14 protein-coding genes, 1 tRNA gene and 1 other annotated feature are annotated in these 11,559 nt (G+C 35.6%); of the genes, 5 read left to right on the plus strand and 10 right to left on the minus strand.

Features of this window, described 5'->3' with window-relative positions; genetic code table 11:
• Window positions 1–26 precede the first annotated feature (26 nt).
• Window positions 27–212, minus strand: coding sequence for a hypothetical protein (locus I6N96_RS03960; RefSeq protein WP_209556181.1), 186 nt, complete (start codon window positions 210–212; stop codon window positions 27–29).
• 308 nt (window positions 213–520) lie between these two features.
• Complete coding sequence (locus I6N96_RS03965; RefSeq protein ID WP_209556182.1) at window positions 521–3,031, minus strand: fibronectin type III domain-containing protein; 2,511 nt, start codon at window positions 3,029–3,031, stop codon at window positions 521–523.
• 430 nt (window positions 3,032–3,461) lie between these two features.
• Between I6N96_RS03965 and I6N96_RS03970 the strand changes: the two genes are divergently transcribed.
• A complete protein-coding gene (locus I6N96_RS03970) occupies window positions 3,462–3,842 on the plus strand; it encodes a hypothetical protein (protein ID WP_209556183.1) in 381 nt (126 codons plus the stop codon).
• Window positions 3,843–4,017: 175 nt separating this feature from the next.
• On the opposite strand, the gene rpmA is transcribed toward I6N96_RS03970, so the two are convergent.
• From rpmA to rplU, 3 genes are read right to left on the minus strand one after another with little or no spacing between them, the layout of a single operon-like run.
• Entirely contained in the window at window positions 4,018–4,302 is a 285-nt protein-coding gene (rpmA, locus tag I6N96_RS03975) for a 50S ribosomal protein L27 (protein ID WP_202056116.1), read from the minus strand.
• A gap of 13 nt (window positions 4,303–4,315) precedes the next feature.
• Window positions 4,316–4,654 (minus strand): ribosomal-processing cysteine protease Prp, encoded by a 339-nt coding sequence (locus I6N96_RS03980; protein WP_209556184.1) that lies wholly within the window; start codon window positions 4,652–4,654, stop codon window positions 4,316–4,318.
• A 33-nt stretch (window positions 4,655–4,687) separates the two neighbouring features.
• On the minus strand, window positions 4,688–4,996 hold the full coding sequence (gene rplU, locus I6N96_RS03985; protein ID WP_086350198.1) for a 50S ribosomal protein L21: 309 nt from the start codon (window positions 4,994–4,996) through the stop codon (window positions 4,688–4,690).
• A gap of 19 nt (window positions 4,997–5,015) precedes the next feature.
• Window positions 5,016–5,090 (minus strand) — a sequence feature (ribosomal protein L21 leader region).
• A 199-nt stretch (window positions 5,091–5,289) separates the two neighbouring features.
• Between rplU and I6N96_RS03990 the strand changes: the two genes are divergently transcribed.
• On the plus strand, window positions 5,290–5,592 hold the full coding sequence (locus I6N96_RS03990; protein ID WP_209556232.1) for a DUF898 family protein: 303 nt from the start codon (window positions 5,290–5,292) through the stop codon (window positions 5,590–5,592).
• 314 nt (window positions 5,593–5,906) lie between these two features.
• A tRNA-Arg gene (locus I6N96_RS03995) sits at window positions 5,907–5,980 on the plus strand.
• A gap of 910 nt (window positions 5,981–6,890) precedes the next feature.
• Here I6N96_RS03995 and I6N96_RS04000 read toward each other — a convergent pair.
• Both I6N96_RS04000 and I6N96_RS04005 read right to left on the minus strand, forming a co-directional pair.
• Window positions 6,891–7,052, minus strand: a complete 162-nt coding sequence (locus I6N96_RS04000; protein WP_209556185.1) for a helix-turn-helix domain-containing protein — start codon at window positions 7,050–7,052, stop codon at window positions 6,891–6,893.
• Window position 7,053: 1 nt separating this feature from the next.
• Window positions 7,054–7,779 (minus strand): hypothetical protein, encoded by a 726-nt coding sequence (locus I6N96_RS04005; protein ID WP_209556186.1) that lies wholly within the window; start codon window positions 7,777–7,779, stop codon window positions 7,054–7,056.
• A 70-nt stretch (window positions 7,780–7,849) separates the two neighbouring features.
• Here I6N96_RS04005 and I6N96_RS04010 point away from each other — a divergent pair, with 70 nt between their 5' ends.
• Complete coding sequence (locus I6N96_RS04010; protein ID WP_347339058.1) at window positions 7,850–8,401, plus strand: GNAT family N-acetyltransferase; 552 nt, start codon at window positions 7,850–7,852, stop codon at window positions 8,399–8,401.
• 385 nt (window positions 8,402–8,786) lie between these two features.
• Here I6N96_RS04010 and I6N96_RS04015 read toward each other — a convergent pair whose 3' ends face one another.
• Window positions 8,787–9,032, minus strand: a complete 246-nt coding sequence (locus I6N96_RS04015) for a hypothetical protein (RefSeq protein ID WP_209556187.1) — start codon at window positions 9,030–9,032, stop codon at window positions 8,787–8,789.
• Window positions 9,033–9,101: 69 nt separating this feature from the next.
• Entirely contained in the window at window positions 9,102–9,395 is a 294-nt protein-coding gene (locus I6N96_RS04020; RefSeq protein WP_209556188.1) for a hypothetical protein, read from the minus strand.
• Between the two features lie 128 nt (window positions 9,396–9,523).
• On the opposite strand from I6N96_RS04020, the gene I6N96_RS04025 reads away from it, so the two are divergent.
• A complete protein-coding gene (locus I6N96_RS04025; RefSeq protein WP_209556189.1) occupies window positions 9,524–10,462 on the plus strand; it encodes a hypothetical protein in 939 nt (312 codons plus the stop codon).
• Window positions 10,463–10,708: 246 nt separating this feature from the next.
• Here I6N96_RS04025 and I6N96_RS19930 read toward each other — a convergent pair whose 3' ends face one another.
• Entirely contained in the window at window positions 10,709–11,194 is a 486-nt protein-coding gene (locus tag I6N96_RS19930; protein ID WP_347339059.1) for a hypothetical protein, read from the minus strand.
• Window positions 11,195–11,559: the final 365 nt, after the last annotated feature.

Raw genomic sequence — 11,559 nt, forward strand, 5'->3', positions numbered from 1 at the left:
TCTTTGCATAAAACATTCATCCATCGCTACATTAACGCTCCTGTTTTCTCTGATTTTTCAACAACGATCATCAACTCTTTTACACGGCCGCCGATTTTTTTCGCAAACTGCTCCGCTTGACCAATATCATAAAAGATCAACGCTTCTTCCTTTTTGCGTGTTCGTCTGCCGCAGCTGTCAATATATCCATGAAAGACTTTCACCGCATACACCTTCTCACCTCCTTTATTTGAGATGCTTCCATCACTTTAAAACGGCAGAAGCACTCTCCTAAGACCGAAGATACATAACTTTGCCATTTGAATCAACTAATACGCTCAAGAATACAGAAAAACGTCATCTTTATAGATAAATTCAGCATCCCTACTCAGTTCTTCACTTCAAAAGACTTATTACAGATTCAAGTTAAAACACAGCTGATATGATTATAAAAAAAGCACCTCCTACTCCAAAAAGGTCGAAGGTGCTTCGTTGATCTCGTATCTGTTCTCTCTACTTCTCTTATTGAGCTGAACGAAGATTATTTAGTGATCATATAACTGTCAATTACCTGATAAGCCGCAGTGTAAACTGTCACTTTCAAGCCGCTGTCAGTTACACTAACTGCGGAAAAGACTGTATTTTCCGGTAGATTATCCTTACCTGTGATATCCCCTGTCGGCGCCCAGCGAACATCTGTCCAAGCCTTCGGATCTTCCAGCTTATAAGTCTTTTCTCCACTGTTTCTAGAAACCATGTAGATAGTCCCATTTTGACTCGTTGAAATCACTGAGGTATCTGTCATATTTGTCACAGGCTGCCCATTTTTGATTGGATAGCTGCGGATATAGTTATGGTCATGACCAGACAATACTAGATTTACGCCCAAGTCTTCCATCACAGGAACAAGCTTCGCTTTAATGTTTTTTGATCCTAATACCGAACTGGATGAGCTTGTCCATTTCCCGCCATACGGACTCTTATGGAAGGAAACTACGATATACTTCCCTTTTCCGTTCGCTTCCGCTTCTGCTCTCATCCAAGCAATCTGCTTATCGAGATTTGCAGTAGAATCATAGTTTGAATTAATATTGAAAAATAGGACATCCCCATAAACATATGAATAGTTCAAAGGAAAACCATTGACTGAGTCTACATTGAAAACAGACTGATAGAAGGACTCACTCGTTTTATACTCATGATTTCCTAACACTGGTAGAAAGGCTGTTCCTGACATCTTAGTTCCCATTGCATTGAAGAAGCTGGTAAAATTGGCTTCGTTCGGCGTTTCCACCATATCGCCTGTATGGATAACAAGCGATGCATCAGGGAAACGATTCAAGGCTTGATTCAAAGTATTTCCAAAATATGGAGCATAGCCGGCAATCGAGCTCTGGGAATCTGCCAAATGCAGAAACGTAAACGGCTCTGCCTGTTCAGTATCTGTTGTAAAGCTATAGATTGAGCTATAGTAAGTCGTTTTAGAACCAGTTTTTGCATTCGTAAAGATATTCCCAACCCTGTATTGATAGGTCGTTCCCGGTGTTAATCCGTCAAGCTGAACTTTACTTGTCGCTTTCTTGGTAAAGATTTGCTTATTTTTTTCCAATGTACCGGAATATACCTTCCAGTTTTCAGCTGTGAAGGCTGATCCTTCTGGAACAACCTCTACAAATGGCTGACTAAATGTCATCGTTGTATCTGTCTGCCAGCTGATTGAACGAGTAGTTTTCGCATCTGTACCAAACGCATTATTCAATGCATAGAGTGTCAGCTCTTTCGCTTCACGTTCAGGTGTTGCAGAATGATTGATTTCAAAGAAGTCAACCTGCTCACCATCAACTGTTAAGGCTGTAACTTCAATTTTTTCTGCTGTAACCTGAATGTTTGTGTACATTTTTTTCTCAGCAAGCTTCTTTTCTCCGCTGCTGCTGAAATCACTGGCTACGTTGATCCATTCACGTTTGCTGGAATTGCCAGCTTTCTGCTCAATTCCGGAAGCTCCCGGCGAAACATAGATTGTTCCATCCTGTGCAGCAATCGTTTGATTACTTGGATAATCAGAAAGCACTGTACCATTTTTCACTGGATAAGAACGTTGATAAGCCGCCTCATTTCCTTGAATAACTAGATGGATACCTAAGTTGGCAAAAGCTTCTTCCAGTTTCTTTTTGATTGTCGATGTATTTGAAGAAGCGCCATAAAAGCTGTCACCGATCGAAACGATCTTCCATTTATTCTGTCCTTTAGCTGCTACCTCTTCACCTAACCATTTGATATGACTAGTAATATTTGCAGTAGAGGTCAGCTTAGTGTTCAACTGTAGAAATAGTGCATCTCCATAGACGAAGGAAGAATTTGCCATGTCATTTCCTGATGCTGCTAGATTATGATTCAGCATGAATGCCTTATTGCTTGATCCTGTTGACAGAGTCGAAGCAACTAACGGATAGTTTTCGTAGGTACTTCCTGCCTGTTGGAAATACCCATTCCAATAGGCTTCAGAGGAAAGCGAGCTATTCGCTTGCCCAGTATGCATAATAAAAGCTGATTCCGGATATTTTGCAACTGCTGTATTTAATGTGTTCCCATAAAAATTCTGGTACGAAGATGTTGTTCGATAATTCGCATCTGAAGCGGCAATAAATGAAAAGCTGTTTGTCGCTGCTTTTGTTGTAAATGAATATTCCTTTGAAACTGCTCCAGTAACATCATCAACGATTCGATAGCTGTAGGTTGTTCCTTGTATCAGATTATTGATATCTGCTTTGTGGTAAGAGATCTTGCTGCTTTTAGTTGCTGCAGCTGAAACTTTTTTGTTCGTTTCAAGGTTGAAGCTTTCATCTGCCAAGTAATAGTAGATCGTTGTTTCCGGCTGAGCATCGCGACTAGAACTGACCTCTGCAGTTCGATAGTTCAAGTGCACTGTAGAAGCAGCATCATCTCTTAACGCTTGATTTAGATTATAAATCGGTAGTTCAACTGCTTGCGCAGAATAATCGCCTGAAAACGAGAATACCGACAACGAAAATAGAACACTAACTATCCCCATTTTCCTCTTATTCCTTGTTTTTTTAATCACTCTTTTCTCCCCATTCCCTTACTGTTTTCACTCACTGCAAATCTAAATGAGTTCTTGAATGCCGCTCCTCTTATAGCTTCTAATACCTTAAAAATAATAGGAAGTCAGCACTACCTCAATGATAGCAGATAATCCATGTTTTATTAACATAAAATCACGATTGTTTTTTTATTTTCAGATAAAAAACGAATAAATATCGATAAAAAGAGGATTTAGATCATTTTCCAGTATATATTTAAAAAAAGACAATAAAGAGACCTTCAGTTTCATCTGTTTTGCTTAGGTTTTACCAAATCTGATTTTGTTCCGCCCACACAGCCTTTCTTTACATAGTTAAAGTATTGCTTTATTCCTTTAATGGGCTATACTCTAATTAAATTCACTAATTGGAGGGAGCTTTATGTTTAAACGAGAAGTTGATTCATTCAAAAGAATGATTATCCCGGCAAATAATCAGCGTTACCTGAGTACACCTAAGAAAAATTATGAGAAATTTGGAAAAACGATAGAACGCTCATCAGATAATCCATTTATAACCCCAGATGGTCAATATATTGATGATTTTTTTGCTTTATTTGAAAAAGGAAAACCAGACATCCTTTTCTCCGAGAAATTAATGCAGCTGGGCGAATGGCAGGATTATGGGTCTAAGCTTTATCGATTGAATACAACATATTCAGTAGAAGAAGTGAAAGCACTCCTTGTGAGTGAATTAGAAATCAATCCCAAAGAAGTTCTTGTAACTACATCAATCTCAGGTCATTTCCATCGATCAAGCTAACGATTGATTTGTTTTCATTTGTTCTTCTATTCTGCTTTGTTCTCTTCTATCTTGATCTTTAGAGCTTGACTCAACATCCTGTTGCCGTCTCCTTTGAAAAACAACTGAACATTTAGAGAAAATAAAAAAGCTAGAACCCTTATCATATAAGGATTCTAGCCATATCTTTAAAAGATTAGTTAGCTACTGGGTATACTGATACTTGTTTTTTGTCGCGGCCTTTACGTTCGAAACGTACAACTCCGTCAACTTTTGCAAACAATGTATCATCTCCACCGATACCAACGTTAGCACCTGGATAAATTTTAGTTCCGCGTTGACGGTATAAAATTGAACCACCTGTAACTGTTTGGCCATCAGCACTTTTCGCGCCTAGACGTTTAGATTCAGAATCACGTCCGTTGGAAGTAGAACCTCCACCTTTTTTATGGGCAAAAAACTGTAAGTTAATTTTTAACATATGATCGCACCTCCTAATTTTCAGTAATAATTTGAATGAACGCCGAATGCTCTTCTTCAATCCCTTGAAGGCCTATCAAAAGACTTTCAAGCAAAATCTGAGAGATATTCGTCTGTTCCTGATTTACATCAAAAATCGTTTCCACGTACATGTAGCCTTCTTCAACTTCATCCATATCAACAATGGGCTGAAATCCAGCTAAAGCCTCGATCCCATTTACCGTATTAAAGGCAAGAATCGAAACAGCAGCACAGATGATATCCTCACCATGTTCGGCTGCCATGGCATGTCCGCTTAACTCAAATGAAACAATCATTCCTGCTTCATTTCGTTTGAAAGAACCTTTAATCATAAGTTAGGCCTTCTTTCCTGTCAATACAAGTAATTAAGCATTGATTGCTTCAATAACTACTTTTGTATATGGTTGACGGTGACCTTGTTTACGATGGGTATGTTTTTTCGGTTTGTATTTGTAAGTAACCACTTTTTTCTGTTTGCCGTGTTTTTCAACAGTTCCTTCAACTGTTGCACCTGCAACTGTTGGAGCTCCTACTTTCGTAGATTCGCCACCAACTAGGATCACCTCTTCAAAAACAACTTTTTCGCCAGCTTCTACGTCTAACTTTTCAACGTAAATTGCTTGACCTACTTCAACTTTAACTTGTTTACCACCAGTTTTGATAATTGCGTACATGCTATACAGCACCTCCTTCTTCTAGACTTAGACTCGCCATCCCAAGTGACAAAAATGTACTTACATGACTTGTTCTGAGCGGTTGTAGCTGTGGAGACCACAATTACAACATTAATATCATACCAAAAACCTTCTATACAGTCAATGAAAACTTCCAGAAAAACGAATCATTTCCATGTCTTTATCCCCTTTCTAACTTTTGAACTGACCCATATTTTTTCGCAGTTTTCTTCTCCCTATGATAAAATAGATACTTGTATTTATTTGAAATCAAAATCAAGGAGGAGTTCATGATGAAAGGGTCTTATTTTGACGGAGGGCTTGGTAGTTATATTATTACTGCTATTATTGCTAGTCTTATCACCGGTCTTACGTTTGGTATTTGTGCACCATGGGGAATCTGCATGATGTATCGTTGGAAAATCGAGCACACAGTGATTGACGGTCGTCGTTGTCAATTCACTGGTACAGCAGTTGGACTATTCGGCAGCTGGATCAAATGGCTGCTGCTGACGATCATCACATTGGGGATCTATAGCTTCTGGCTGAATATCAAGCTGGAGCAATGGAAAGTCAGCCATACTACATTTTATTAATCAACGGATAAAAGCTATGGTGATGCAAAGCTGTATCGATGAAGAAACAGCTTTGCATCACAGATTCATAGCTCTGAACCTACTCATTTTCTTTTATTCCCTACTATATAATAACGTTGACTCTTTTCTATTTAGAGGCGAATTTGTCAGCTGTTTCAACTATGAATCAATCTTCAAAAAAATAGTTATTTTTAAAGTGAAATTTTCCCTTGCAAGAGACTCGCTTTTTTGTTAAGATATTGATGTTGCTGATTTACAGGTAAGTCATTTTATGTGTTTATCCCAACACTATAACAGTAGAATAACTACTAACTGTGCTAGTAGCTCAGCTGGATAGAGCACTCGCCTTCTAAGCGAGCGGTCGGGGGTTCGAATCCCTCCTGGCACGTCATAAACGTTGATGTAAAAATATTTTGGTAATTTTTTAATTTGTTAGCAAATTGAATTTTTTTGTTAATGTTTTCCTAACAAATCTGTTAGTTGATTTTAAAATCTGCTAACAGATTTTTTGTTTTCTCGAAAAATCATCAAAATACCTCGTTTCTGCTAACACTTTTGCTAACCAGTTGCTAATACATTTTACCTAATCAATTATTTCATAAACCTAACCTATTAATTATCTTCATCGAAGCGTAGCAACTTTTCTTTCAATTCATTAGGTAATGATTGAATAATATTCAACAAACTTCTTGCGTTTATTCGCCTCTGTTTTAGTAGAGTAAGAATTCCATTTTTGTTCTCAGAATCCATGTATCTGTATACAACAACACATGAATTATTTCATTGAATTACTGTAGTCATAGTTAACCTCTCCTAGCGACAATTAAGCATCTAAAAAATTGTTTAGCCAGTCGTCAAAAGAGTTTTTTGATATTCGTATAACTCTACCTACCCTTTACAGATGGAAAATATCCTTCCTTTATTATTCAAGTAGATTTTTCCTTCATGTATTGTTGATATTCCAATTCTTTTTTAAAGAAACTAGTTGAAGCTTCCTTTTGTTCCACACTATTTCCAAATAAGTAATTCTTCCAATCCTCGTAATTATCTGTTAGTTGATTGATTTCTTTGAGCAACAAAGTCATTTACTGATAAATCGCTTCTGTTTCCTTAATATCAATATCCATCAATTAATAAATTTTGTTTGCGCATCTCATGTGGAGAGCCCCCCCCCCCTCAGTCTTTTTAAAAACTGTTGAAAAGTGAGAACTATTTTTAAAGCCTAGTTTTTCTGAAATCTCTTGATTAGTCAGAGAGGTATTCAACGATAGACGCTTTGCCTCACAACATTGAATCTTTCAAAACAACTGTTTTGGAGTCAATCCTGAATATTTTTTGCACACTTGTTCATTATTTTCTATTTTAGACAAATAGGATTTAGAAATGCCTAACCTACCTGCAAAAATATTTTGTTTCATATTAAGCTGCTGACGTACTTTTTTGATTTCTTTTCCTTGCATATTACCTCCTTTTCCAATTACGAATTCCATTGTTTTCTTTATGGACTTTCCAAAAATTATCTAAGCTATTATTCACAAGCTGTTCTGAATAATTACGTTTTCTATTATCCGCTTCATTAGCCTCATGATTCTGTCTATTCGTTTCCATTCTCTTATCATCTTTTTCTTTTAGTTTATCTATTTCAACGTTATATTTTTCAATAGAGTTATCCAAAATTTTAGCAAGACGTAACATCTCCAGATCGCTATCTTCTTCTATTGTTTTATAAAGTCCATCACTCATGAAAATACCTATGCTCGCTAACTTTTTTCGCATCCCTTCCAGTTTTTGAAATATTTCATCTATTGTAATTTCCTTTTCCTTTGATAAATTAGCCATCGCTATCTTTTCTCTCTTTATCGTTTTGACTAAATGATTCGCAGCCTTCTTTTGACACTCACTTAAATCTGAAATACCAAATAAAAATTTAAAATAGCATCTTGTTCCTAAATTTAGACGTTCATCTGTTCTCACATTAATAACCATACATACATTATTAATGCCATTTTTCACACTTCCATGACGACAATCAGGATAATCACAAGCAGTTTTTTTTTTGTAATAGTCAACATCTTCTAATCTCCAATCTGAATTAGAATGTTTCCCATACACTTTTTGAATTCTATCCTTAATTTTTACCTCTTCTTGTTCTATATACTTTAACTGACTTTCATATGATCTCCCCACAATTGTCCCTCCATACTCAATTTTGATATAATTTAAGTATAACAATATTTAATATAGAAGGAGGAAATTTGTGTTTATTTCTAAAATAAAAATGAATCAATTAGAGAGAAAAATTAAGGATCTTGAATATTATAAAAATCAATATCATGAAAAAAAGAAAGGAAATCAACGTTGTTCAGAATATGAATATTTTTTAGCCAATAAAAATGTAATGATTATTGATAAGCTAGATAATTATCCTAGTAAAGCCATATATATTTACGAACTAAATCGTCCCAGTGAACAATGGATGTTTGACTTAGGATTTAACTTACAATTTGAAGATTTTGCTACTTTAATTGGAAAACTGGAATTAGGTGTCATGATAAATGAAAATGCACTAAGAATAAGGAAATTAGGAGTTTCTAATAATTATCGAAATCAAGGGGATGCTACTTATATGATGACTAAAGCAATTCATTGGGGGAAAGTTGAACTCTTCTCAAGCATATCATTATTTGCAAGTACCTCTGCTATAAGCTTTTATAATGAACTAAACCAAGAACAATTAATCAAGTTTTATAATAAATTAGGATTTAGTGGTGACTCTAGAGGATATATGACTTACAAATATACTCAATAAAATAGTTTCCTAAAACCAGAAAAAAGTTTCATTGCATAAATCTGTCAAAAACCATTCGTTTGAAAGGTTTTTAGCTGTTATTTAAGACTATTATTAAAAAGTTACCCCCATGTTATTCGTTGGGGTAACGGTCAAGAAGGGCTTCGCCCTCCTTGACCCACGCACAGTCGCAGAAAGGACACCTTTCTGCTTCTTTTCGTTTGACCACTGGTCGTTCAATACCTAGCTCTCACAAGGAGACCTTGTTCACCCACGAAGCGTATCCTTTAAACCGTTCCAACTTCGAACGGTTGGCAACGAAAAAAAGAAACCGAAAATACTTTTCCCTTTCCTTTTTTCATTGGTTATTAATTGGTTTTTTTATATTTACTAGTTTGTCTTCTAACTACTTAGCAGGTTCCTTTAACAAAACTTGGATTAAAAGATTTTCAATCTGTCCTTCTGTAATATGAACTCTCAGTTGATTATATTTTTTCATGGCATTTTTTGAAATCTCTTGTCTTTTTTCTGAACTTGCATAAATCAATAATTCTGAACGAGAAACAATCTCTAACTCAGAATGAAATTGTGTAACAATGTCTTCTAAGTGCTGAAAAAATTTTTCACTCTTTAAAGGATAGCGCTTTTCCATCGCTATAGAGATCTTTCACATTTATAAACACTGGAGATGTTTATCATCCAACCAGAAAATCATATCGTATCATTTATAGCGATTGCTCCGAATTACTTCTGCTCGCCCTTCAGTTTTTATATAGCAGTTCACTTGATAGCCCTTATCTACTTCGATAAAACCTTCAAACTGCTTAACCAACTCACCAATCTTTTGAATTTCTTGTTTTCGTTGTACATTAGACAGTATCTCCATTTGAGAGCAATCATAAGTTACCTCAATTGAAAACCTAGGATGCGCTTCTTGAATTTGTCGCACTTCTCTACAAAAAGCTTGTTTCTGTTCTTTTGTTTTGGGATAGGCTGTCACATCATGGGCAGTCAAATTTTTTACATCAAATCCAATAAAATGCGTTTTTTGAGTGACTTCATCTATAATTTAACAAATTATTTGCCAAAAAAAATATATTTGATATCATAAAGTAAACGCTTACTAATCGAAGAGGTGAACAAATGGTTGCAAAACATCCAGAAGCTGTACCATTAGACTTAAAGGTACGAGAAGAACATCCCGTGGTTTCCCCAAAAGAAGCTCAATTACTACATCCTGATAAGATAACAAATAATAAAGACTTTATTTGTGCTGCACATGAAAAATGTGAAGCACCAATAACTTGTCGCTGTATTGATAAAAAGAATAAAACAGCAGCATTCGTTGAAGGGCGTCAAAGCATCAATAAGCATCACCCTGATTGCAAATTTTCAGATAAGAATACTGAAGATGAAGCTTCTTCAAAACCAAATTATCAATCAACTGAAAAACAATTTGAAGATGTTTTCACAGGTAAAAATATTCTGTATCTTTATGATACTACTTACAAGACTACTAAAGAAAATCAAAAAATCTCTAGCAAAAAAGGAACTAAAAATTTAACTAAACAACAATCAACTGTTCCTTCAAAAAATACAAATTCACTCCCAAAACAACAAAAACAAACACGAATAGACAGTTTACGGAAACAAGTAAACGAATATGAACTAAATCCTGATGAAAAAGTACTCGATAAAAAAACAGGAAATACAATCAAAATCAAAAATATTTTTATTCCAGTAGCTAAAAATATTTTGTCATCCGAAAGACGATTTGACCGTATTCTTATCTATTTTGGAGAAGCCTATATAAATGAACCAAAAACCGAAGGTAAAGATTTCAATATTCGCTTTTCTGACAACGTTAACTTAAAATATGCAAATGGGAAGCCTGCATTTTTTATTGATAAAGAAACATTGTATAAAGAATTTCCGGTCATTATGCAAAAATGGGAAAAAAACAAAAACATGCGGGTTAATGCTTATATTCGTGCACATTTTTCTATAAATGGAAATTACATAAATTTTGATGTTGAAAAGGAATCTCTCCCTTATCTTTTCTTTCTGACCTTAATAAAATAAGATTTTATTCACAATTATTGTTAATATTAAAAGCATCCTGCGCCTCTTCAATTTCGTCTTCTGTTGGATCAACTTCCCTTGTATCCAATAGCTTCAAAGAGTCGATTTTTCTGAACCCTTCCAAAAAGTTATAGTTTTTTTGGAACTAACGGCGCATAAAATTCTCTAGAAACACCAGAGCCATCGTCCACATACCCTCTTCCTTTAATGGGTTTGTTGATGAAGGCTTTATTCTTATGTTCATCACTAAAGGTCATGTAAGTCCTTTAAATCTGCTTCTTTTGGATCGCAAATATCTACTGTTCCATCTTTGATGAGCGCTTGAATAGGAGTGAGAAGAAAATAAGTCTTTCCTCCATCAGTTCCACCGACAACCAGCATATGCGGTACTTCTGCGTAATCCCATACTCCCCCATCCATCAACTTCACTTGTCCGTTTGTGACCATACAATCTGAACTATTGATTCGCTTGCTGATCACATCTATCATTAACGAATACGTAGTAAATCCCATTTCTTTCTGCTCATCCATAAAGTCTGCAATGTACATTTCTTCAAAGGTTTTCGCAATTTTTTGGAAGTGATCGTGCCAGTTCATTCCATCTGTTGGTACCGTTAAATAAAGAATTTCTTTGGTATTGCGATAATAAACTTTAGGAAAAATCAGCTTTTCCTTTGTTCGATCGGCATTTTTTTGCTCCTTCTTTTCAAAGAGCCCACTACTCTTTAGCATTCTTGCCAACATTTGCCGCTGATAAACTCGATAAAAGTAACCGCTTCTTAACCACGACCACCGTCTTCCTAGCATAATAGCTATTAGTGGAAGCAATACCAATAAGAGAGTGGGACAATAGTCAGAAAAAATCTGATCATTGTCCCACTTTTTTTGATTTAGGGGTACACAAAAAGCACGCAACCTTATAAGATTAAAGTGACCAAACCGAAACCCAAAGGAGCGTGCTTTTATGTTTAAAAATTATACCATCAATCAAACGATTTTACCATTAGAGTTGGAACAGCTTATTCCAGAATCAGATGTCGCTTTTGCGGTCAATGCCTTGGTCGAAGCAATGCCGCAAACACTTTTCAATGAATTAG

The sequence above is a fragment of the Enterococcus larvae genome, from assembly GCF_017830045.1.
Lineage (GTDB): Bacteria > Bacillota > Bacilli > Lactobacillales > Enterococcaceae > Enterococcus_L > Enterococcus_L larvae.

Coding starts and splice junctions, on each gene's coding strand:
- I6N96_RS03965 (WP_209556182.1), bottom strand. CDS start 3,031: ATGGGGATAGTTAGTGTTCTATTTTCGTTGTCGGTATTCTCGTTTTCA.
- I6N96_RS03970 (WP_209556183.1), top strand. CDS start 3,462: ATGTTTAAACGAGAAGTTGATTCATTCAAAAGAATGATTATCCCGGCA.
- rpmA (WP_202056116.1), bottom strand. CDS start 4,302: ATGTTAAAAATTAACTTACAGTTTTTTGCCCATAAAAAAGGTGGAGGT.
- I6N96_RS03980 (WP_209556184.1), bottom strand. CDS start 4,654: ATGATTAAAGGTTCTTTCAAACGAAATGAAGCAGGAATGATTGTTTCA.
- rplU (WP_086350198.1), bottom strand. CDS start 4,996: ATGTACGCAATTATCAAAACTGGTGGTAAACAAGTTAAAGTTGAAGTA.
- I6N96_RS03990 (WP_209556232.1), top strand. CDS start 5,290: ATGAAAGGGTCTTATTTTGACGGAGGGCTTGGTAGTTATATTATTACT.
- I6N96_RS04000 (WP_209556185.1), bottom strand. CDS start 7,052: ATGCAAGGAAAAGAAATCAAAAAAGTACGTCAGCAGCTTAATATGAAA.
- I6N96_RS04015 (WP_209556187.1), bottom strand. CDS start 9,032: ATGGAAAAGCGCTATCCTTTAAAGAGTGAAAAATTTTTTCAGCACTTA.
- I6N96_RS04025 (WP_209556189.1), top strand. CDS start 9,524: ATGGTTGCAAAACATCCAGAAGCTGTACCATTAGACTTAAAGGTACGA.
- I6N96_RS19930 (WP_347339059.1), bottom strand. CDS start 11,194: ATGCTAAAGAGTAGTGGGCTCTTTGAAAAGAAGGAGCAAAAAAATGCC.